The organism is Aeromonas sp. R7-1, from assembly GCF_040908115.1.
Classification (GTDB): Bacteria; Pseudomonadota; Gammaproteobacteria; order Enterobacterales; family Aeromonadaceae; genus Aeromonas; species Aeromonas caviae.
The window spans coordinates 221,091-241,564 of the sequence record NZ_JBFODD010000023.1; the positions used below are offsets into that span (position 1 = coordinate 221,091).

The window sequence follows — 20,474 nt, forward strand, 5'->3', positions numbered from 1 at the left end:
CGTTTATCGCAAGGGGAGCCCAGGCTCCCCTTTGTCATTTTCGGGGTTGGGTGTGGCGGGCTAATGTGGTGGGCTAAGGAGATGGCCCTGGCTGCCGATAACAGAAGGCAGCAGGAGATCCCTATGATAAAACCAAGAACCCTCATCGCCATTATCGGTGTGTGCAGCTTCCCCTTGCAGGGTGCGGAGCCCACCTCGGCCGCCGCGCCCACCCAGGCGGTGGCGGTTGCTGCCGCGCCGCCATCCGCGGCGTTTGCACCCTTGTCACCGGCCTCATCATCGGCCCAGCCAGCCCTGACGCCAGCCTCTTCTGTCGCCACGCCATCCCTCCCTGTGTCAGCAGCGCCAGCCCAGGCGCCATCCGCATCCGCACCTGTACCGTCCGCACCGGCAGCTGCGCCGCTGCCCAGGGCGACGACGCAGGCATCCGCTGCTGCGGGAGAGTTGCAGGCCGTGCCGCTTTATCGCCAGGACGAACTGCTCAACTGGATAGAGCAGGGGCGCCATCTGGCCCGGGTGAAGCAGGACAGGTGCCAGCTCACCCAGGATATCGAGGCGCGGGCCTCGGTGATGAAGATCCCCGCCTATCAGTTCCTCTGGGGAGACATGCTCGCCTGGGGCGTCTGCATCAAGCCGGACGCCCAGATCGGGGTGCAATACATGTGGGAGGCGGCGAACCAGGGGCTAGCACCCGCACTGGAGCAGCTCGGCCGCTATTACTGGAAGGGCATCCTGGTCCAGAAGGATCTGGCGCGGGCCGAGACCCTGATGCGGGAGGCCGCCAGCCTCGGCTTCCTGCGGGCCCAGATGGAGTGGGTCGAGATGCTGTTGCAGGGCATGGGGAGTCCCCTGGATTACGAGGAGGCCTATCACTGGCTGCACGGCGCCGTCATCGGCGACAAGGCCATGCACCAGAAGGCGGCGAGCCTGCTCAGCCGGCTCGGCAACCGGATGCCCGCCAATGCCATCGCTCGTGCCAAGGCGATGCACTGAGTCCTGGTAGCCCGCTTTGATATTACAAGGCCCACGAAGCTGTGCTTGTGGGCCTTGTGCATTCTCCCGGTCAGGGGAGGGATCAGAGGCCCTGATGGGGGCCGAAGACCTCGTAATGCATCCGCCCTGCAGGCACGCCCACATTCTCCAGCTGAGCTTTGACTGCCTTCATGAACGGGACAGGGCCGCAGAAATAGTAGTGGGCGTCGGCCGGAATGAGGTCGGTGACCTGCTCCAGTGCCAGAGTGCCGCTGAAGTCGTAATCCTCTCCTTTGACATCCTGCTCCCCCGGCTCCCGATACCAGATCCGGCTCTCCAGTTTCCCGTATTGCCTGCTCTTTGCCCGGATCTCGTCCCTGAACGCGTGGTGGGCGCCATGTTCGCAGGCGTGAAGCCAGCGAATATCCATATCCGGGCCCTCGGCCAGCAAGTGGTTGAGCATGCTCAGCATGGGGGTGAGGCCGACCCCGGCGGAGATCAGCACCACGGGCGTGTCTATCTCCTCTTGCAGGAAGAAGTCGCCGGCCGGCGGCATGATGTCGACCGTGTCACCGATGTGAAGATGATCATGCAACAGGTTGGAGGCCTGACCCCTGGGTTCGCGCTTGACGCTGATGCGGTAGTCGCGGCCATTGGGGGCGTCCGAGAGGGAGTACTGGCGGATCTCCTGATGCTCGAGGGCGGGATGAACCAGCTTGATACTGAGATATTGCCCCGGTTTGAAACGCAACACGGGGTTGCCATCGAGGGGGGCCAGGACGAAAGAGGTGATGAGTTCACTCTCCTGACGCTTCTCCTTGATGATGAAAGGGCGGGTTCCCTGCCAACCACCGTCCTGGCTTGCCTTTTCCCGATAGAGCTCGCTCTCCCGGCCGATAAAGATGTCGGCCAGCACACCGTACGCCTTGCCCCAGGCGGTAAGGACCTCCTCCGTGACAGCGTTGCCACCCATTTCTTTGAGCGTGGCCAAGAGATGACTACCCACAATGTGATATTGTTTCGGCTGGATCAGGAAACCCGTGTGTTTGTGGGCGATGCGTTCAACGGCTCCGGCCAGGGCCCCCAGATTGTCGATGTTCCTGGCATAGGCCGCCACCGCACTGAACAGTGCCAAGGGCTGTCCCCCGCTACGCTGGTGAGCCAGGTTGAAGAGATCCTTCAACTCGGGATTGTGGCTGAACATGCGCTGATAAAAGTGCCGTGTGAGGTCAGGGCCCGCCGATTCGAGCAAAGGAATGGTGCTCTTGATGACGGCGATGGTGGCTTGGTCTAACATAGGAGGTCCTTTCTAATTGAACATCTGGAATGTCACTTATTAAGTTGCATCCTAAATGTTTAATTGATCTGGATCAATCATCAATTCTTCGCGCTAGGCGCTACAGGCACTATGAGACTAACGAGCTATACCGATTTTGGATTGAGAGCCCTGCTCTATCTGGCCACCCTGCCGGAGGGGGAACTGTCGAGCGTGGCCAAGGTATCCGCCTTGTACGACGTATCCCGCAACCACATGGTGAAGGTGGTGAACCAGTTGGTAAAACTGGGCTATCTGCAGTCACAACGCGGCAAGAATGGTGGCATCCGCATGGCGCGCTCCCCCGACGAGATCAATATCGGACAAGTGATCCGGGCGTTGGAAGGCAATCTGGACGGGATCGACTGCAGCTCCCCGGTCTGCCATATCGTCTCCGTCTGTCTGCTCAAGAGTGCCTTGAAGGAGGCGATGAACGCCTTCCTCGCGGTGATGGATGGTTATACGCTGCAGGATTTGCTGGCAAACCGTGACGAGTTGCAGCAGGTGTTCGGTGAGCTCATCCCCACTCTGGTGCTGGAGCCGGATGACGAGAGCGAGTGAAACAAAAAGGCTGCCATTGGCAGCCTTTTTTCAATCCTCGTACCCTGAATCGTCCCGGTACAGGTGCGGCATGATCCTCGCCATCTTCACCATGTTGTTCTCCACTTCGAGAATCTCGATAGGGTAGCCCGCCAGCCTGACACTGATGTTGGGTTGGGGGATCTCCTCAAGGTACTCCAGGATGGCGCCATTGAGGGTCCGTGGGCCGTCCATGGGCAGGTGCCAGTCCATCTCCTTGTTCAGCTCGCGGATGCTGGCGGAGCCTTCGACCAGGAAGGAGCCGTCCGGCTGGGGATGGATCTCGTCACTCGGGGTCGGTGTCATGGAGGTGGTGAAGTCACCGACAATCTCTTCCAGGATGTCGTCCAGGGTGATCAGCCCCTGAATATCGCCATATTCGTCGACGATAAGGCCAATTCGCTCCTTGTTGCGCTGGAACTTGGCCAACTGCACGTTGAGGGGGGTTCCCTGGGGGATGAAATAGATGGGGTCGACTTCCCGCAGCAGGCTGGACTTGCTGAACTGATCCCGGGCGACCAGTCTCAGGGCATCCCGTGAGTGCAGGAAGCCGACGACGTCATCGATGTTGTCGCGATAGAGCAGGATCTTGGTGTGGGCGCAGTGGGCCAGCTGGCGCAGTATGATCTTCCAGTCGTCATTGATGTCGATGGCGGAGATCTCGCTGCGCGGGACCATGATGTTCTCCACCGTCATCTTGTCGAGATCCAGGATGCTTATCAGCATCTCCTGGTGGTGCTTGGGAATGAGATTGCCCGCCTCGTTGACGATGGTGCGCAGCTCTTCGGAATTGAGGGAGTCATCCTTGTTGTGCTCTAGACGCAAGAGTTTCAGCAGCAGGTTCGTGATGCTGTTGATGAGCCAGACAAGGGGAGCGAACGGCACCATCAGCCCCTTGAGGATCCAGGAGGCAGGGTAGGCTATCCGCTCGGGGAACATGGCCGCCAGTGTCTTGGGGGTGACTTCCCCGAATACCAGTACCACCAGGGTCAGCCCGAAGGTGGCAATGGCGACGCCGAGATCCCCGAACAGCCGGATGCAGACGATGGTCGCGATGGCGGAGGCCAGGATGTTGACCAGATTGTTGCCGATGAGAATGAGGCCAAGCAGGCGGTCCGGCCTAGCCAGCAGCTTCTCGACCCGGCGGGCAGCTTTGTGCTTGGTCTGGGCCAGATGCCGCAGCTTGTAGCGGTTGAGCGACATCAGACCGGTTTCGGAACTGGAGAAGAAGGCTGACAAAAGGATCAAGATAACGAGAACAATCAGCAATGTACTCGTTGAGATACTGTCCAAGAAGGGCTCCTGTAAGGATGGTTGGGGAATGTTCGTGCGTCAGCTAAGCAGCACTTCCTTGACGAAGCGGCTGCCAAAATAGGCCAGTGTCAGGATGAAGCTGCCGATGAGGCTCAGCATGATGACCTTGCGGCCGCGCCAGCCACGGGTATGGTGACCCCAGAGCAGCAGAGCGTAGACGCACCAGGCCAGGATAGAGAGGATGGCCTTGTGGGACTTGCCCTGGGCAAACATGTCTTCCAGGAAGAACAGGCCGGATGCGATGGAGAGGGTCAGCAGCAGCAGACCTGCGGAAATGAGCTGAAACAGGCGCTTCTCCACTGTCATCAGCGGTGGCATGGCTGGCAGGTGGCTGATCTTTCTGGATTTCAGTTGCCTGTCCAGGCAGGCAAGCTGGAGGGCAAACAAGCAGGCGATCATCAGTACCGAATAGGCCATCAGCGCGAGGCCTATGTGCAGCAGTAACTGGGGGTGCGCTTCCAGATGGGTGATGTAGCGCCCGGGAATGAGCGCGCTGGCTGCCAGCAGCAGGGCTGAAAAACTGTAGACGACGGGCAGCAGGATCCAGCCGTTGAAGCGTCGGGTGACGCAGGTCATGAAGCAACTGATGATAAGGCTGACCAGGGACGCCACGTTCAACATGCTGAGATTCTGGCCGGAATGGGTGGCCAGCACTTCGCTGCCCACCGCCATGCCATGGGCGGTCAGGGCCAGGCCGACACAGGCGAACAGCGATACTTGCCCGACGGGCTTGGCGCTGAGCAGCAGGTGCAGTGAAGCGATGATGGCCAGCAGGTAAAACGCCAGGGCCAGAACAGAGATCACGATCATAACCAGGTCGTTGTCAAACAAGCTTTATGGATAAGAGGGGCAGTATACCTTGCGCAAGATATGCTCGCCAGTTGTGCCAGAGGCTAACTGCCCACATATAAGTAGGCGTTGATGGTCACCGTGCGGCGAATAATCGTCCTCCGGCGTTGACTGGGGTATACTGCCCTTCATTTGTTGACCTGCCCGTTCGATGGCAGGCCGCCGCGGCAAGCGGCGAGTAATCGTCCCTAGAGTGCTGACCGGGGTATAATGCCCCCAGTGTCACGCCAAGAACCGGAAAGCGTCATGTTTGAGAATTTGACTGAACGACTCTCGCGCACCCTGCGCAATGTCAGCGGCCGCGGCCGCCTGACCGAAGAGAACATCAAGGATACCCTGCGCGAAGTCCGCATGGCGTTGCTCGAGGCGGACGTCGCCCTGCCGGTGGTGCGCGATTTCGTGGCGCGCGTTAAGGAACGTGCCGTGGGCCAGGAAGTGGCCAAATCCCTGAGCCCGGGCCAGGCCTTCATCAAGATCGTCCATGGCGAACTGGTCACCGTGATGGGGGAGGCCAACGAACAGCTCAACCTGGCTGCCCAGCCGCCGGCCATTATCCTGATGGCAGGTCTTCAGGGGGCCGGTAAGACCACTACGGTCGGCAAACTGGCCAAACTGCTCAAGGAGCGCAGCAAGAAAAAGGTGCTGGTGGTCAGTGCGGACGTCTACCGTCCGGCGGCGATCAAGCAGCTTGAGACCCTTGCGGGCGACATCGGTGTCGACTTCTTCCCGAGTGATGCCAGCCAGAAACCGATCGCCATTGCCACTGCCGCCATCGATCAGGCGCGCAAGAAGTTCTATGACGTGGTGATCGTCGATACTGCCGGTCGTCTGCACGTCGATGGCGAAATGATGGCGGAGATCCAGGATCTGCACGCCACCATCAAGCCGGTCGAAACCCTGTTCGTGGTGGATGCCATGACAGGCCAGGATGCTGCCAATACCGCCAAGGCCTTCAACGAAGCGCTGCCGCTCACCGGTGTCATCCTCACCAAGGCAGACGGTGATGCCCGCGGTGGTGCCGCACTGTCGGTGCGTCACATCACCGGCAAACCGGTCAAGTTCATCGGTATGGGCGAGAAGACCGACGCGCTGGAGCCGTTCCATCCGGATCGTCTCGCCTCCCGCATCCTCGGCATGGGGGATGTGCTCTCTCTCATCGAAGAGGTGGAGCGCAACGTCGATAAAGAGAAGGCGGCCAAGCTGGCCAGCAAGGTCAAGAGCGGCAAGGGCTTCGACCTGGAAGACTTCCGTGAGCAGCTGGCCCAGATGCGCAACATGGGTGGCATGATGGGGATGCTCGACAAGCTGCCCGGTATGTCCGGCCTGCCGGACAACATCAAGGATCAGATGGATGACAAGCTCACCGTGCGGATGGAGGCCATCATCAGCTCCATGACGCCGAAAGAGCGTGCCCATCCCGATCTCATCAAGGGCTCCCGCAAGCGCCGCATCGCTGCGGGCTCCGGCATGCAGGTCCAGGATGTGAACAAGTTGCTCAAGCAGTTCACCGAGATGCAGCGCATGATGAAGAAGATGTCCGGCAAGGGCGGCATGCGCAAGATGATGGGCCAGATGAAGAACATGCTGCCCCCCGGATTCGGTGGTGGCGGTCGCGGTCCGTTCTGATTTTCCTGCTGGTCAGGCAGAAAGGCTCACCCTGGTGAGCCTTTTTCATGCCAATCCCTGCGCAAAAAATAGCTGGCTTGGTTGCAATTATTACGAATCCAAGTAGAATTACGCGGCTTATTTTAAGCTAGGGTCTGCGTATTTGCAGGCCTTGTTCATTAGATGTTTATGAGGACGATATGGTAACCATTCGTTTACAACGTGGTGGCGCGAAAAAGCGTCCGTTCTACCAGGTAGTAGTTGCTGACAGCCGTAACGCCCGTGACGGTCGTTTCATCGAGCGCGTCGGTTTCTTCAACCCGGTTGCTGCTGGTAACGCTGAAAAGCTGAACCTGGACCTGGCTCGTATCGAGCATTGGGTTGCTACTGGTGCCGCTGTTTCTGACCGCGTTGCCAAGCTGATCAAAGACGCTGCCAAAGCTGCTTAATCAGCCAAACGGTAGGGAGTTAAGGTGGAAAAACCTGTAGTTCTGGGCACCCTGGGGACCGTTTACGGGATCAAGGGCTGGCTTAAAGTGAACTCCTTCACCGATGTTGCCGAAGCGATTTTCGATTACAACCCCTGGCTGATCAATCAGAACGGGGCGTGGCGTGAAATCCGGGTGTCATCCTGGAAGCGTCACAACAAGGGTCTGATCTGCAAACTCGATGGTATCGATGTGCGTGAGGATGCCCTGGCATTGACCAACGTCGAGATTGGCGTCCCCGCCGATCTGTTGCCTGCGTTGCCCGAAGGGGAGTTCTACTGGCGTGACCTCATTGGTTGCACCGTGGTAACCACCAAGGGATACGACCTGGGCAAGGTGACCGAATTGATGGAAACCGGCTCCAACGATGTGTTGGTGGTTGAGGCCAATGTAAAAGATGCCTTTGGTGCAAAGGAGCGGTTGATACCGTTCCTGGAAGAGCAGGTGATCAAGAATATTGATCTGACTGCTCGAACAATCGAAGTTGATTGGGATCCTGGTTTCTAGTTTCCCGCGCTAACACGGGTGCCGGAGGTTTCTCATGTGGATTGGGGTGATTAGCCTCTTCCCGGAAATGTTCCGAGCCATTACCGAGCACGGGGTAACGGGTCGGGCCGTCAAGAGTGGCCTGCTGCAGATTGAGTGCTGGAACCCTCGGGACTTCACCCACGACAAACACCGTACGGTCGATGATCGTCCTTATGGTGGTGGGCCCGGCATGTTGATGATGGTTCAGCCGCTGCGTGATGCCATTCATGCAGCCAAGCAAGCGGCGGGAGACGGGGCGAAAGTCATCTATCTCTCTCCTCAGGGACGCAAGCTGACTCAAGCGGGCGTGACCGAGTTGGCGACGAATCAGAAACTGATTCTGGTCGCCGGTCGATACGAAGGTATCGATGAGCGCGTGATACAAACCGAAGTCGACGAAGAGTGGTCTATCGGGGATTACGTGTTAAGTGGTGGCGAGTTGCCTGCCATGACTCTGATCGATGCGGTTTCGCGTCTGGTCCCGGGGGTCTTGGGTGATCAGGCCAGTGCCGAGCAGGACTCCTTCACGGATGGGCTGCTGGATCATCCCCACTATACTCGGCCGGAGGTGTTGGATGGGCTGACGGTGCCCGAGGCGCTGACAAGCGGCAATCACGAAGTGATTCGGCGCTGGCGACTCAAGCAATCGCTCGGACGAACCTGGCAGAGAAGGCCGGAACTTATTAACAACCTAGCTCTGACTGACGAGCAAGAATCACTTCTTGCCGAGTATGTCCGCGAAGTGCGTGACAGCGTTAAGTAGAGTTTTCAGTTTATCCTAGGTAAGGAAAGACAATGAGCAAGATTATTCAGCAGCTTGAACAAGAGCAACTGCGTACCGACATCCCGGCTTTTGCCCAGGGCGACACCGTACGTGTTCAAGTTCGTGTTAAAGAAGGTGGTAAAGAGCGTCTGCAGGCTTTCGAAGGCATCGTGATTGCCAAGCGTAACCGCGGTCTGCACTCTGCTTTCACCGTTCGCAAGATCTCCAACGGCGAAGGTGTTGAGCGTGTATTCCAGACTCACTCTCCGCTGATCCACAGTGTAGAACTGAAGCGTCGTGGTGATGTTCGCCGCGCCAAACTGTACTACCTGCGCAACCTGTCCGGCAAAGCTGCTCGTATCAAAGAGAAGCTCAACTAATTCGATTCGAATTGGTGTCGGTATGTCGGCGAAAAGCTCGACAGGTAGTGAAAAGGCTCGCCAATGGCGAGCCTTTTTTGTATCCGTGTGCGGGGTATTGGCTCAACCGGGCTGGCTGACCCGCACCACCGAGTTGTCACGCCCGAAGGGGCCAGGCACATAGTCGTCCGCCTCCCAGTCGTTGTCATAAAGGGTTTCACCATCGGGTTGCACTAGCTGATAGCAATACTCGAAATGGCTGGGGCCATCGGTCGGCAGGTTGAGTGTCGCCTTGAACTCCCCGTTTTTCATCCTCTTCAGTTCAATGGGCTGCCACTGGCTGAATTCACCCAGCAGCAAGACCTGCTCGGCATCACCGGCGGCCTCCTTTTCGACGGCAAAGGTCACCTTGACCTCGGGACGGGATTTGAGGAATTGCTTGTTGATCGGCATATGGACTCCTTGTCACTGGCTGCGAAGAAAGTAGCGCTGGTTATTTTTATATCACTTTATGACAAGGATGTTGATAAACAGGATCAAAGGGGGAGGGCAAAATGGCGCTGCAGGAGTTGATGGGTGAACTCGATCTTGAGGTAGAAGCCCCGTGGTAGCGTCATGATGGGTTGGCCATTGCGGCCGATGGCGCGGGTCAGCGCCTTGCTGTTGGCCGCCTTGGGGCGCAGCTGCAATACCTGGCCGTGGCGGGCGCTGATCTGCTCCACTTCCCCCAGCACTATCATGTCCATCAGCTCTTCCCAGTCCTGGCGCAGCAGTCCTTCTTCCTCTTCATTCGGGCTCCATAGCAGCGGCATGCCGACGCGACGGTCGCCGACAGGGATGTCGCGGCTGCCTTCCACCGGGATCCAGAGCACCCGCGACAGCTTGTTGCGCACGTTCGACTCCTCCCAGCGCTGGCCGCTGACCCCGATGAGGGGGGCCACGCAGACAAAGGTGGTTTCCAGCGGGCGCCCTTGAGGATCGACGGGGATCGTCTTGAGCTCGATACCGAGATCCGGAAAATCCTGCTCGGGACGGCTACCTGCACTGGCCCCCAGCTGCCACTCGATCAACTGCCCTGTCCAGCCCTTGTCACGTCTGAGATCCCGCGGTACGGGGATGCCCGCCGTTGCGGCAAGCTGGGCCAGAGTGAAGCCAGCCATGGCGTAGGCTCGACTGAGCAGCTCTTGTTCTGACTGGGGATTGGCAGGCATGAGGGCTCCTCTGGAGATAATAGACATCGCAATACGGATCCTTGCATGGTATCGCTGATTTTATAACCGATCCTCGCCGGACTATACACAGGGAGACATGGGGGACAGAATTCAACATATCTAAATGATTTTAAAGGGTTTTACTTTATTTATCCAGTATATTAGCCCGCCGGATCCCCGCATAAACGAGTTGTCCAAGGGTTTGTGCAAGCTGTTGCACACAGTTATCCACAGAAATCTTGGATAACTGGCGTAAAGTGGTGAAAGGAAGCGTGGCACCAGAAATAAATGTGAGAGTACGCCGATTTTCAGCGCCATTTCGGTGCAGATAATGCGCCATATCTGTGGATAAATCCGTCTTGGTGGATCTTTGAACAGTCGAACTTGTTCACAATTGACAGGCTGGATCCTCTTAGGCAAAAGACATGGATCTTGATCCAGCAATTAAACTATAACCTTATGTATTTAAATGTATATTTTGTTTTTAAGTGAATCGGGTATGATATGCTTCCGTGCAATGCCACAGTATAAAACTACTGTATATACCTGCTTGATCACAGGTTTATGCACAGTCTGGGTGGGCAACTTGCCTAGCATGAACCTTCAATTTGTTTATAACTTTGCTTGAAATGCCAAGTTATTCATGAATGGAAGATGACAGTCCCTGTTTGCCGCCACGGGGTGAATGTGGAACAATCTCGTTATAGATTCAGCCTTTATAAGGTGATCACGTGATAGATGGTGACGGATTTCGTCCCAATGTCGGCATCGTGATCTGTAACCGTGACGGACAAGTATTGTGGGCTAAGCGCTATGGGCAGCACTCCTGGCAGTTTCCGCAGGGGGGGGTTGATGATGGTGAATCGCCGGAACAGGCCATGTATCGTGAGCTGTATGAGGAGATAGGCCTCAAGCAGGACGATGTGACCATACTGGCGACCAGTCGCAACTGGCTGAAGTATCGCTTACCCAAACGACTCGTCCGCTGGGACAGTTCACCGGTCTGTATTGGCCAGAAGCAGAAATGGTTTTTGTTGCAGCTCGATCCTGGCAAAGAGTCCAGGATCCAGTTTGGCTGTCATGGTCACCCGGAATTTGATGATTGGCGTTGGGTCAGCTTCTGGTACCCGGTTCGTCAGGTCGTCTCCTTCAAGCGGGAGGTTTACCGCCGGGTGATGAAGGAGTTTGCCCCGCTGGCCATGCCAGTCCCCGTGGTGCAGGCTAACCGAAAAGATGGGCGGCGCAACCGCTCGCGTTAAGGAGCACAACTAGTTGCTGACGGAACTCAGACGCATCGTGGAAAGCATGGCCGAGGCCAACACCCTCGAACAGGCCTTGCAAGCATTGGTGAGCCAGACCCGGCTCGCCATGACGGTGGACTGCTGCTCCGTCTACGTGGCCGAGCCCGACATGCGCCGCTATCGACTGGCTGCGACCGATGGTCTGGCCGAATCGGCCGTGGGCAAGGCCACCCTGCCGTTCGAGCAGGGTATCGTCGGTCTGGTGGGTCAGCGTGAAGAGCTGATAAACCTGGCCGATGCCCCCTCCCATCCCAGTTTCAAGTTCCTGCCCGATGTGGCGGAAGAGGCGTTTCGCTCCTTCCTCGGCGCTCCCATCATGCATCAGCGTCAGGTGGTGGGGATTCTGGTCGTGCAGCAGAAGGAGAGCCGCCTCTTCGATGAGGGGGAGGAGTCCTTCATGGTCACCCTGGCAGCTCAGCTGGCTGCCCGCATCGCCCAGGCCCAGGCCAAGGGGTGGCTGCAGAAGACCGACTGGAGCAAGCCGCTGCGCGGTATTGCCGGGGCGAGTGGCATCGCCATCGCCAAGGCCTGGGTGTGGCGTCCGCGCAAGGCGCTCAATACCATCACGCCGCGCAAGGATGAAGATCATGCCAAGCAGCTTGCCCGTCTCGAGCTGGCGGTGGAGGAAGTGCGCCATGATCTGGAGAGCCTGGCACTGCGCTTTCGCGAGAGCTACAGCCAGGACTCGGTCGCCATCTTCGACATCTATCTGCACCTGCTTAACGATCCCGGCTACATCAAGCCCATCCGCAACAAGGTCAGCAAGGAACACTGGACGGCGATCTCGGCGGTCAAACTCATCAGCGATCGGCTGATAGAGCAGTTCAAGGGGATGAAGGATCCCTATCTGCGGGAACGCTCCACCGATGTGAAAGACATCGCCCAGCGGCTCATCAGCCGGCTGGTGCAGGACGAACCCGAGCAGCTCACCATCGGCGAACCCGTGGTGCTGGTCGCCGATGAAGTGACGGCCACCATCCTTGCGGAGATCCCGAGGGAATTTCTGAGCGGTGTGGTGTCGCTCAAGGGCGGGACCAACTCCCATGCCGCCATCCTGGCCCGTGCCATGGGGGTGGCGGCCATCATGGGGGTGGATCTGCCCCTCGGTGACATCGGCGGGCGCACTCTGGTCATCGATGGCTACAGCGGCGATCTCTTCATCGAACCCAACCAGGTGATCCTGACCGAGTACCGGCAACTGCTGAGTGAGGAGCGGGCACTCGACACCCTGGTGCGTAGCGTCGACAACCAGCCCTCCGAGACCGCGGATGGCACCAAGGTCTCCCTGCTGCTCAACGCAGGGCTGAGTGCGGATACCGAGATCTCCCTCAATCATCTGGCGGACGGGGTGGGGCTCTATCGCACCGAGATCCCCTTCATGCTGCAGGACAGCTTCCCTTCGGAGTGGGAGCAGACTGCCCGCTATCGCGGGATCCTGGAAACCTATCGGGATCGCCCGGTTTGCATGCGGACTCTGGACGTAGGGGGGGACAAGCAACTGCCCTATTTCCCCATCGTGGAGGAAAATCCCTTCCTTGGTTGGCGGGGGATCCGGCTCACCCTGGATCACCCCGAACTCTTCCTGGTGCAGCTCAAGGCCATGTTGCGGGCCAGCGAAGGGCTGGACAACCTGGCCATCATGCTGCCGATGATCAGCAGCGTCAGTGAAATCAAGGCCTCCCGTCGTCTGCTGGATCAGGCGTGGCGCGAGGTGTCGGAAGAAGCGGCCAGCCGCGATGCGGTGATCCGCTACCCCAGTCTCGGGGTGATGATCGAAGTCCCCTCCGCGCTGTACATCCTGCCGGAGATGGCGCCGCTCATCGACTTCTGGTCGGTGGGCAGCAACGACCTGACCCAGTACCTGCTGGCGGTGGATCGCAACAATGCCCGTGTCGCCAGCATCTACGATGCCTTCCATCCCGCGGTGATCCGCGCTTTGCAGCTGCTGGTCGATGCCTCCCGGCGCTATCACAAGCCGGTTTCTGTCTGTGGCGAGCTGGCTGGCGATCCGGTCGGGGTGCTGCTGCTGCTGGCCATGGGCTATCGCCGTTTCAGCATGAATACCCACAACATCTCCCGCATCAAATACGTGCTGCGGCAATCCGACCTTGGCGAGTTGAAGGCGCTGATGGCGGATGGTCTCAAGCATGACAATCCTCACGTGCTGCGGGGCCTGTTTGCCCGCTATCTGGAAGAGCACGGTCTGGGCGGATTGCTGCGGGCTGGGCACAAGGTCAGGCTGCCCGATTGATATTCCACCTTGTTACTGCGTAAGAATGATCGGAGAATGCGGCTTTTCTTATGATTGGGGCCGCCTATGCAGCACGACGGATATTGGGTTTTCTCGCAGATTGATCCCGTAGCATTCAGTTTGGGACCATTATCGGTACGCTGGTATGGTCTCATGTACCTGTTCGGTTTTGCCTTCGCCATGTGGCTGGCAGGTCGCCGCGCCGATGCACCCAATAGCGGCTGGACCCGCAACGAGGTATCCGACCTGCTGTTTTATGGCTTCCTTGGGGTGATCCTGGGTGGCCGTATCGGCTATGTGCTGTTCTACAACTTCGATCTCTTCCTCGCCGACCCGACCTATCTGTTCAAGATATGGACCGGTGGCATGTCGTTCCACGGTGGCCTCATCGGGGTGATCACCGCCATGATCTGGTTTGCCCACAAAACCCAGCGCCACTTCTTCACCGTGGCGGATTTCGTGGCGCCGCTGATTCCGTTCGGCCTCGGTGTTGGCCGCATCGGCAACTTCATGAACGGCGAGCTGTGGGGTCGGGTGACCGATGTCCCCTGGGCAATCATCTTCCCCGAGGCTGGCCCCGAGCCGCGTCACCCGTCCCAGCTCTATCAGTTCGCGCTGGAAGGGGTGGTGCTCTTCATCATCCTGAACCTGTTCTGGCGCAAGCACCCACCACGTGGCGCCATTTCCGGGATGTTCCTGCTCTTCTACGGTCTGTTCCGCTTCCTGGTGGAGTTTGTTCGTCAGCCTGACAGCCAGCTGGGTCTCTACTTCAACGAGATCAGCATGGGCCAGATCCTCTCTACCCCGATGATAGTGGCGGGTGCGCTCATGGTCTGGGCCGCCTACAAGCAGCCCCGTCTGTTCGGCAATGCACCCAAGGAGGCGAAGTAATGCGTGCCTATCTCGACCTGATGCAGAAAATTCTGGATGAAGGGACCGTCAAATCCGATCGCACCGGGACCGGGACCGTCTCCCTGTTCGGTCATCAGATGCGCTTCAACCTGGCCGAGGGATTCCCGCTGGTGACCACCAAGAAGTGCCACCTGCGCTCCATCATTCACGAGCTGCTCTGGTTCCTCAACGGCGATACCAACACCGCCTATCTGAAAGAGCACGGTGTCAGCATCTGGGACGAGTGGGCCGACGAGCACGGTGATCTGGGGCCTGTCTATGGTGCCCAGTGGCGCTCCTGGCCGGCGGCCGATGGGTCTGTCATCGACCAGATCCAGAAGGCGGTGGACGATATCAAGCACAACCCGGATTCCCGCCGCATCATCGTCTCCGCCTGGAACGTGGGCGAGCTGGACAAAATGGCGTTGGCACCCTGCCACGCCTTCTTCCAGTTCTATGTGGCGGATGGCAAGCTCTCCTGCCAGCTCTACCAGCGTAGTTGTGATGTTTTCCTTGGCCTGCCGTTCAACATTGCCAGCTATGCGCTGCTGACCCACATGATGGCGCAGCAGTGCGATCTGGAAGTGGGTGACTTTGTCTGGACCGGTGGCGATGTGCACCTCTATTCCAACCACATGGAGCAGACGGCACTGCAACTCACCCGCGAGCCGCGCCCCCTGCCGCAACTGGTGATCAAGCGCAAACCTGACTCCATCTTCGATTACAGATTCGAGGATTTCGAGATCCAGGGCTATGATCCCCATCCTGGGATCAAGGCGCCTGTCGCTATTTGAGTAGGTAATGAGCCTGGGGCGAGTATCGTCTCCCAGGTGACGATGAATCGACACTCAGCTGTTAGAGGCACCTTCGGGTGCCTTTTTGCATTTTCTGTGAATTAATATGCAACATTCCGGGTGGAGAGATGGCTCCTGAAAAGGGGAAATAACCTGCTTATAGCAGGCATTATCTGTTTTGCTTTCGGTTTTTTCGTTGTTATCAGCCGTAAGAAACGATTTTTCATTGAGCTACTCGAGCCCTAGACTGAAAAGATGCAATTTTATGGGTAGTTAGATATGAGCGATGTATTCAAGCGTTTTCTCAAACTGGAGTCCGCTTCCGGGATCATTCTGATCCTGGCCGCCCTGCTTGCCATCGGCCTGGCCAATTCGGCGCTGGCGCAACACTATCAGAGCTTCCTCAATACCGAGGTGCAGGTTCGCATCGCGGCCCTCGACATCAACAAGCCGCTGCTGCTCTGGATCAATGATGGCTTCATGGCGATCTTCTTCCTGCTGGTGGGTCTCGAGGTGAAGCGAGAGATGCTGGAGGGAGCGCTTTCCTCCCGGGTGCAGGCAACCTTCCCGGCCATTGCTGCCGTGGGGGGCATGTTGGCACCGGCACTCATCTATAGCTTCTTCAACTACGGGGACGAGGCGACCCGTGCTGGCTGGGCGATTCCGGCCGCAACCGACATCGCCTTCGCTCTCGGGGTCATGGCGCTGCTGGGCAAGCGGGTACCGACCAGCCTCAAGGTCTTCTTGCTGGCGCTGGCTATCATGGACGATCTGGGGGTCATCATCATCATTGCCCTCTTCTACACCCAGCAACTGTCGCTGACTGCGCTGGCGATAGGTGTGGTGGCCACCCTGGCCTTGCTCTGGATGAATCGCCGTGGTGAGGACAGGATTGGACTCTATATGCTGGTCGGCCTGGTGCTCTGGGTTGCCGTGCTCAAGTCCGGTGTCCATGCGACCCTGGCGGGGGTCATCGTGGGCTTCATGATCCCCCTCAACGGCAAGCGTTACGCATCGCCACTCAAGCATCTGGAGCATGTGCTGCACCCCTGGAGCGCCTTCCTGATCCTGCCACTTTTCGCTTTCGCCAACGCCGGGGTATCGCTGGAGGGGATCTACTTCTCGGCTCTGCTCAATCCGCTCCCCATGGGGATCATCCTGGGGCTCTTCGTCGGCAAGCCGCTCGGGATTTTCACCATCAGCTGGCTGGCAGTGAAATCAGGCATTGCCCAACTGCCGCAAGGAGTGAACTTCAGACAGATCTTTGCCGTCAGCATTCTGTGTGGCATCGGCTTTACCATGTCGATGTTTATCGCATCGCTGGCATTCGAGCATGGCGGACTGGACTACGGCAGCTACTCGCGCCTCGGGATCCTAGCAGGTTCCACACTCGCGGCTGTGATCGGTTACATCGCACTGCGGATATCGCTGCCCAATCGGGAGGCGAATCAAAGTACGGAGGGGTTATGAGAAAACTAGGATGGTTAGTCATGCTGGCGAGCCCTGCAATCTGGGCAAATGGTCTGGTCGATTGTCAGCGGGATGCCACCTCGGCAAGTTGCTCTGCCTATCTCAACGGGGTGGTCGACAGCGCACTCATGCTGGGGGACTCACAGGTAAAAGCCCGGTTCGGAGAGACCTTCGCCGAACGGGCACTGAGCAGTCGTGCCGGCGAGCGAGTCAAGCTGTCCAACAAGCGCTATTGCACCGAGCGAATGCCGGATGCCGGTCGTCTCAAGGCCCATCTGCAGGCACAGTTCGACGCGAACAAGGTTGACTCGATCAGCGACATGTATGACATTCTGGCGGTTGAACTCAGCTGCTACCGGAGCCCGCCTGGCGCGGGAACCCCATCGGATGTCACACCTTAACTACAACCATCTCTACTATTTTTGGATGACTCAGAAGAAGGGCTCCGTCACGCAGGCGGCGGAAGCCCTCTTTTTGACTCCGCAGACCGTGACTGGTCAGATCAAGCTGCTCGAACAGCGTCTTGGCGGCAAGTTGCTGATCAGAAAGGGACGCACCCTTGAGGCCACCGAGCTTGGCCAACTGGTGTTTCGCTATGCGGACAAGATGTTCAGCCTCTCCTACGAGATGCTGGATATCGTCAACTACCGCAAGGAGAGCCAGATCCTGTTCGATGTGGGCATCGCCGATGCTCTCTCCAAGCGGCTCGCCAGCCGGGTACTGCTCTCCGTGATCCCCAATGATGGTTCCATTCACCTGCGCTGCTTCGAGTCGACCCATGAACTGCTCCTGGAGCAGTTGAGCGAGCACAAGCTCGACATGATCCTCTCTGATTGCCCGGTGGACTCCAGCCAGCATGCCGGGTTGCTGTCCAAGCGTCTGGGGGGATGCGGCGTCAGTTTCTTCTGCAAGGCGCCTCTGCCCTCCCAGCCTTTCCCTGCTTGCCTGGAAGAGCGCAAGCTGCTCATCCCGGGCCGCCGTACCGCCATGGGGCGTCAACTGACCCAGTGGTTCGAGCAGCAGGGGATTTCCCCCAGTATTCTGGGAGAATTCGATGATGCGGCGCTGATGAAGGCGTTCGGCTTCTTCAACCAGGGCATCTTCATGGCTCCGACCATCTATCGGGAAGAGATCCTGGAGGGGGAGGAGGTGATGCTGCTGGGTGAAACCCAGGATCTGATGGAGGAGTATTACGTCATCTTTGCCGAGCGGATGATCCAACATCCTGCGGTCAAGCGAGTATGCGAGAGTGATTTCTCCTTCCTCTTTGCCGGGCAGGAGGATTTCACGGCCATTCAGCCGGCAAGCCTCTCGTTTTAAATCGACGGTGACGGCGCTATGATGCCTGTCTTGGAAGAGGAGGGTGAGATGCAATTGGAAGAGATGGAAGCGAATGCCGGGCGTGCCGTCACCCTGCTCAAGGCATTGGCCAATGAACGGCGGCTGTTTATCTTGTGCCAGTTGCTGGATAGGGAGCTGTCGGTCGGCGAGCTGAACGAGGTATTGGGATTGAGCCAGTCAGCCATGTCGCAGCATCTGGCGGTGTTGCGCCGGGATGAGCTGGTGGCGACGAGGAAGGAAGCCCAGACGGTCTATTATTCCCTGCGCAGCCATGAAGTGCGTGAGATGATCGGACTGTTGCACAGACTGTACTGTAGCGACCCCAAATAAAAAACCGGCACTAGGCCGGTTTTTTCAGCTTTCATCAGCGGATGCTGATTAAGCCATGGCTTTGATCTGGGCAGACAGGCGGCTCTTGTGACGAGCAGCTTTGTTCTTGTGGATCAGGCCTTTGGTCGCCATACGATCCATGATCGGCTGAGCAACAGCGAAAGCGGCAGTGGCAGCAGCCTTGTCACCAGAGGCGATGGCAGCGATCACTTTCTTCAGGTAGGTACGGGTCATGGAACGACGGCTGGCGTTGTGCTGACGACGTTTCTCTGACTGAAGAGCACGCTTCTTAGCAGATTTGATGTTAGCCAAGGTAAAACTCCTAAAACTGTCTTAGCGAGTGTATTGAAAAGGCCCGGAAATATGCCTTCCCAACCACATATTGTCAAATGATTTGTGCAAATAAACACCGCCCCCCGGTGGTGTGTCAGATGGGAGACGGTTAAACTGTCGGCCGATTCTAACAGCATTCTTTTCTTTCCGACAGTTCCAGAGGCCTCGTCTTGAGTAAGAAATTGATCAAATCCGGCATGATAGTGTCCGGAATGACGCTGGCATCCCGTGTGATGGGCTTGGTGCGCGATGTGGTCATCGCCAATTTGCTCGGTGCCGGGGTGGCCGCAGACGTCTTCTTCTTCGCCAATCGCATTCCCAACTTCTTGCGCCGGCTCTTTGCCGAAGGGGCATTCAACCAGGCCTTCGTGCCCGTGATGACGGAGTACAAGAAAAATGGTGACGAGCAGGCGGTTCGCGAGTTGCTGGCGGCGGTGGCGGGCACCCTGGGTGGCATCGTCACCGTGGTCACCTTGCTCGGGGTGCTGGGTTCCGGTGTCCTGACGGCCCTCTTTGGCTGGGGCTGGTTCTGGGACTGGCTGCACGGCGGACCGGCGGCGGAGAAGTTCGAGTTGGCCAGTCTGATGCTCAAGATCACCTTCCCCTATCTCTGGTTCATCACCTTCACCGCCATGGCGGGGGCCATTCTCAATACCTTTGGCCGTTTTGCCGTGTCCTCCTTCACGCCGGTGTTCCTCAATATCACCATGATTGCAGCGGCCTGGTGGATAGCGCCCTTGATGGAGCGCCCCGAGATCTCCCTGGCGATCGGTGTCTTCCTCGGCGGTCTGGTCCAGTTTTTGTTCCAGTACCCTTTTCTGCGCCAGCTCAACATGCTGGTCTGGCCCAAGTGGGGTTGGCACCATCCCGGGGTGGTGAAGATCCGTACCCTGATGATCCCGGCCCTGTTCGGTGTGTCGGTCAGCCAGATCAACCTGCTGATCAACACCATGCTGGCCTCGTTTCTGGCTACCGGTGCCATCAGCTATCTCTATTACTCGGACAGGTTGCTGGAGTTTCCCCTTGGCCTCTTTGCGGTGGCCATCAGCACGGTGATCCTGCCTGCCCTGGCCAGAAAACACGTGGATGCGGATCCGGCGGATTTCTCTCGCACCATGGATTGGGGAGTACGCATGGTGATGCTGCTCGGCTTGCCAGCCATGGTCGGTATCGCCGTGCTGCGCGAGCCCATACTGCGGGTGCTTTTCATGCGTGGTGAGTTCGGTCTGCACGAGGTGAGCATGTCCAGTGCCAGCCTGCTGGCCTCCACCACGGGGCTGCTCTCCTTGATGCTCATCAAGGTGCTGGCCCCCGGTTATTACGCCCGCCAGGATACCAGGACGCCGGTGCGTATCGGCATCATGGCCATGGTAGCCAACATGGTGTGCAACCTTATTTTCATCTATCCGCTCGGCTACGTCGGGCTGGCGCTGGCGACCGCCTGCTCCGGCACCCTGAATGCCGTACTGCTGTTCAAGGGGCTCTATCAGCAGGATGTTTATCGCCCTTCCCGCAACACCGGGCTGTTCTGCCTCAAGCTCTTGGCGGCAACGGTCTTGATGGGGGGGCTTCTGGCCTATTTGTCACCGGATCTCGCCCAGTGGGGCGCCTGGAGCATGGGCAAGGCCAGTCTGGAGTTGACCCTGCTGCTCTGCCTGGGCGGAGCACTGTATGGCATTGTCCTCTTGGCATTGGGGATCCGGCCACGGCACCTGAGAGCCGATCAGCAATAACGAACCAGCGGCAAGGGAGGGGACAGCACAAGGGAGATGGGGGGGCG

General features: G+C 58.2%; 22 protein-coding genes. 16 read left to right on the forward strand and 6 right to left on the reverse strand.

Going from position 1 to position 20,474, the window contains the following annotated elements; translation table 11 throughout:
• Nucleotides 1–402: 402 nt before the first annotated feature.
• Complete coding sequence (locus tag AB5Y51_RS05525) at nucleotides 403–993, forward strand: flagellar protein MotX (RefSeq protein ID WP_323891765.1); 591 nt, start codon at nucleotides 403–405, stop codon at nucleotides 991–993.
• A gap of 82 nt (nucleotides 994–1,075) precedes the next feature.
• On the opposite strand, the gene hmpA is transcribed toward AB5Y51_RS05525, so the two are convergent.
• Nucleotides 1,076–2,269, reverse strand: coding sequence for an NO-inducible flavohemoprotein (hmpA, locus tag AB5Y51_RS05530; RefSeq protein ID WP_368178137.1), 1,194 nt, complete (start codon nucleotides 2,267–2,269; stop codon nucleotides 1,076–1,078).
• 111 nt (nucleotides 2,270–2,380) lie between these two features.
• Here hmpA and AB5Y51_RS05535 point away from each other — a divergent pair, with 111 nt between their 5' ends.
• Nucleotides 2,381–2,848 (forward strand): Rrf2 family transcriptional regulator, encoded by a 468-nt coding sequence (locus AB5Y51_RS05535; protein WP_039039978.1) that lies wholly within the window; start codon nucleotides 2,381–2,383, stop codon nucleotides 2,846–2,848.
• A 30-nt stretch (nucleotides 2,849–2,878) separates the two neighbouring features.
• On the opposite strand, the gene AB5Y51_RS05540 is transcribed toward AB5Y51_RS05535, so the two are convergent.
• Together AB5Y51_RS05540 and ccsA are read right to left on the reverse strand one after the other, a co-directional pair.
• Complete coding sequence (locus AB5Y51_RS05540; RefSeq protein ID WP_010673081.1) at nucleotides 2,879–4,159, reverse strand: HlyC/CorC family transporter; 1,281 nt, start codon at nucleotides 4,157–4,159, stop codon at nucleotides 2,879–2,881.
• Between the two features lie 39 nt (nucleotides 4,160–4,198).
• Complete coding sequence (gene ccsA, locus AB5Y51_RS05545; protein ID WP_039040017.1) at nucleotides 4,199–4,990, reverse strand: inner membrane protein YpjD; 792 nt, start codon at nucleotides 4,988–4,990, stop codon at nucleotides 4,199–4,201.
• A 285-nt stretch (nucleotides 4,991–5,275) separates the two neighbouring features.
• Here ccsA and ffh point away from each other — a divergent pair, with 285 nt between their 5' ends.
• From ffh to rplS, 5 genes are all read left to right on the forward strand, one after another.
• On the forward strand, nucleotides 5,276–6,655 hold the full coding sequence (gene ffh, locus AB5Y51_RS05550) for a signal recognition particle protein (protein WP_010673083.1): 1,380 nt from the start codon (nucleotides 5,276–5,278) through the stop codon (nucleotides 6,653–6,655).
• A gap of 179 nt (nucleotides 6,656–6,834) precedes the next feature.
• Entirely contained in the window at nucleotides 6,835–7,083 is a 249-nt protein-coding gene (rpsP, locus tag AB5Y51_RS05555; RefSeq protein ID WP_010673084.1) for a 30S ribosomal protein S16, read from the forward strand.
• A gap of 24 nt (nucleotides 7,084–7,107) precedes the next feature.
• On the forward strand, nucleotides 7,108–7,629 hold the full coding sequence (gene rimM / locus AB5Y51_RS05560; RefSeq protein ID WP_039039979.1) for a ribosome maturation factor RimM: 522 nt from the start codon (nucleotides 7,108–7,110) through the stop codon (nucleotides 7,627–7,629).
• A 34-nt stretch (nucleotides 7,630–7,663) separates the two neighbouring features.
• The gene (gene trmD, locus AB5Y51_RS05565) at nucleotides 7,664–8,413 is read left to right on the forward strand and encodes a tRNA (guanosine(37)-N1)-methyltransferase TrmD (RefSeq protein ID WP_010673086.1); all 750 of its coding nucleotides are present in this window, start codon (nucleotides 7,664–7,666) and stop codon (nucleotides 8,411–8,413) included.
• Nucleotides 8,414–8,445: 32 nt separating this feature from the next.
• Nucleotides 8,446–8,793 (forward strand): 50S ribosomal protein L19, encoded by a 348-nt coding sequence (rplS, locus tag AB5Y51_RS05570; RefSeq protein WP_005313505.1) that lies wholly within the window; start codon nucleotides 8,446–8,448, stop codon nucleotides 8,791–8,793.
• 102 nt (nucleotides 8,794–8,895) lie between these two features.
• On the opposite strand, the gene AB5Y51_RS05575 is transcribed toward rplS, so the two are convergent.
• Nucleotides 8,896–9,225 (reverse strand): isoamylase early set domain-containing protein, encoded by a 330-nt coding sequence (locus tag AB5Y51_RS05575; protein ID WP_010673087.1) that lies wholly within the window; start codon nucleotides 9,223–9,225, stop codon nucleotides 8,896–8,898.
• Between the two features lie 83 nt (nucleotides 9,226–9,308).
• On the reverse strand, nucleotides 9,309–9,983 hold the full coding sequence (mutH, locus tag AB5Y51_RS05580) for a DNA mismatch repair endonuclease MutH (RefSeq protein ID WP_042014896.1): 675 nt from the start codon (nucleotides 9,981–9,983) through the stop codon (nucleotides 9,309–9,311).
• A 731-nt stretch (nucleotides 9,984–10,714) separates the two neighbouring features.
• On the opposite strand from mutH, the gene rppH reads away from it, so the two are divergent.
• The 8 genes from rppH to AB5Y51_RS05620 all read left to right on the forward strand — a co-directional run bounded on the left by rppH (nucleotide 10,715) and on the right by AB5Y51_RS05620 (nucleotide 18,361).
• Nucleotides 10,715–11,242, forward strand: coding sequence for an RNA pyrophosphohydrolase (gene rppH, locus AB5Y51_RS05585; RefSeq protein WP_010673089.1), 528 nt, complete (start codon nucleotides 10,715–10,717; stop codon nucleotides 11,240–11,242).
• Between the two features lie 13 nt (nucleotides 11,243–11,255).
• Nucleotides 11,256–13,535: a phosphoenolpyruvate--protein phosphotransferase gene (gene ptsP, locus AB5Y51_RS05590; protein ID WP_041214477.1), complete on the forward strand. Its 2,280-nt coding sequence runs from the start codon at nucleotides 11,256–11,258 to the stop codon at nucleotides 13,533–13,535.
• 66 nt (nucleotides 13,536–13,601) lie between these two features.
• Nucleotides 13,602–14,426 (forward strand): prolipoprotein diacylglyceryl transferase, encoded by an 825-nt coding sequence (gene lgt, locus AB5Y51_RS05595; protein ID WP_039039982.1) that lies wholly within the window; start codon nucleotides 13,602–13,604, stop codon nucleotides 14,424–14,426.
• On the forward strand, nucleotides 14,426–15,220 hold the full coding sequence (gene thyA / locus AB5Y51_RS05600; RefSeq protein WP_039039983.1) for a thymidylate synthase: 795 nt from the start codon (nucleotides 14,426–14,428) through the stop codon (nucleotides 15,218–15,220). Before lgt ends, thyA begins: the two co-directional genes overlap by 1 nt.
• Before the next feature lie 279 nt (nucleotides 15,221–15,499).
• A complete protein-coding gene (gene nhaA, locus AB5Y51_RS05605; RefSeq protein ID WP_010673093.1) occupies nucleotides 15,500–16,690 on the forward strand; it encodes a Na+/H+ antiporter NhaA in 1,191 nt (396 codons plus the stop codon).
• Nucleotides 16,687–17,091 (forward strand): hypothetical protein, encoded by a 405-nt coding sequence (locus AB5Y51_RS05610; protein ID WP_041201435.1) that lies wholly within the window; start codon nucleotides 16,687–16,689, stop codon nucleotides 17,089–17,091. Before nhaA ends, AB5Y51_RS05610 begins: the two co-directional genes overlap by 4 nt.
• Nucleotides 17,078–18,010, forward strand: a complete 933-nt coding sequence (gene nhaR / locus AB5Y51_RS05615) for a transcriptional activator NhaR (RefSeq protein ID WP_219604073.1) — start codon at nucleotides 17,078–17,080, stop codon at nucleotides 18,008–18,010. Before AB5Y51_RS05610 ends, nhaR begins: the two co-directional genes overlap by 14 nt.
• Before the next feature lie 48 nt (nucleotides 18,011–18,058).
• Nucleotides 18,059–18,361 carry a metalloregulator ArsR/SmtB family transcription factor gene (locus tag AB5Y51_RS05620; RefSeq protein WP_029313781.1) on the forward strand — a complete coding sequence of 101 codons (303 nt, stop codon included), beginning with the start codon at nucleotides 18,059–18,061 and terminating at the stop codon, nucleotides 18,359–18,361.
• Between the two features lie 48 nt (nucleotides 18,362–18,409).
• Here the strand turns inward: AB5Y51_RS05620 and rpsT are convergent, their stop codons facing one another.
• Nucleotides 18,410–18,673 carry a 30S ribosomal protein S20 gene (rpsT, locus tag AB5Y51_RS05625; protein ID WP_005308808.1) on the reverse strand — a complete coding sequence of 88 codons (264 nt, stop codon included), beginning with the start codon at nucleotides 18,671–18,673 and terminating at the stop codon, nucleotides 18,410–18,412.
• Nucleotides 18,674–18,864: 191 nt separating this feature from the next.
• Here rpsT and murJ point away from each other — a divergent pair, with 191 nt between their 5' ends.
• The gene (gene murJ, locus AB5Y51_RS05630) at nucleotides 18,865–20,427 is read left to right on the forward strand and encodes a murein biosynthesis integral membrane protein MurJ (protein WP_043153060.1); all 1,563 of its coding nucleotides are present in this window, start codon (nucleotides 18,865–18,867) and stop codon (nucleotides 20,425–20,427) included.
• Nucleotides 20,428–20,474: the final 47 nt, after the last annotated feature.

What these genes read in the sequence shown, in the direction of transcription:
- hmpA (WP_368178137.1), bottom strand. Translation starts at nt 2,269, where the DNA reads ATGTTAGACCAAGCCACCATCGCCGTCATCAAGAGCACCATTCCTTTG.
- AB5Y51_RS05535 (WP_039039978.1), top strand. Translation starts at nt 2,381, where the DNA reads ATGAGACTAACGAGCTATACCGATTTTGGATTGAGAGCCCTGCTCTAT.
- ccsA (WP_039040017.1), bottom strand. Translation starts at nt 4,990, where the DNA reads ATGATCGTGATCTCTGTTCTGGCCCTGGCGTTTTACCTGCTGGCCATC.
- ffh (WP_010673083.1), top strand. Translation starts at nt 5,276, where the DNA reads ATGTTTGAGAATTTGACTGAACGACTCTCGCGCACCCTGCGCAATGTC.
- rpsP (WP_010673084.1), top strand. Translation starts at nt 6,835, where the DNA reads ATGGTAACCATTCGTTTACAACGTGGTGGCGCGAAAAAGCGTCCGTTC.
- trmD (WP_010673086.1), top strand. Translation starts at nt 7,664, where the DNA reads ATGTGGATTGGGGTGATTAGCCTCTTCCCGGAAATGTTCCGAGCCATT.
- rplS (WP_005313505.1), top strand. Translation starts at nt 8,446, where the DNA reads ATGAGCAAGATTATTCAGCAGCTTGAACAAGAGCAACTGCGTACCGAC.
- AB5Y51_RS05575 (WP_010673087.1), bottom strand. Translation starts at nt 9,225, where the DNA reads ATGCCGATCAACAAGCAATTCCTCAAATCCCGTCCCGAGGTCAAGGTG.
- mutH (WP_042014896.1), bottom strand. Translation starts at nt 9,983, where the DNA reads ATGCCTGCCAATCCCCAGTCAGAACAAGAGCTGCTCAGTCGAGCCTAC.
- lgt (WP_039039982.1), top strand. Translation starts at nt 13,602, where the DNA reads ATGCAGCACGACGGATATTGGGTTTTCTCGCAGATTGATCCCGTAGCA.
- thyA (WP_039039983.1), top strand. Translation starts at nt 14,426, where the DNA reads ATGCGTGCCTATCTCGACCTGATGCAGAAAATTCTGGATGAAGGGACC.
- nhaA (WP_010673093.1), top strand. Translation starts at nt 15,500, where the DNA reads ATGAGCGATGTATTCAAGCGTTTTCTCAAACTGGAGTCCGCTTCCGGG.
- AB5Y51_RS05610 (WP_041201435.1), top strand. Translation starts at nt 16,687, where the DNA reads ATGAGAAAACTAGGATGGTTAGTCATGCTGGCGAGCCCTGCAATCTGG.
- nhaR (WP_219604073.1), top strand. Translation starts at nt 17,078, where the DNA reads ATGTCACACCTTAACTACAACCATCTCTACTATTTTTGGATGACTCAG.
- AB5Y51_RS05620 (WP_029313781.1), top strand. Translation starts at nt 18,059, where the DNA reads ATGCAATTGGAAGAGATGGAAGCGAATGCCGGGCGTGCCGTCACCCTG.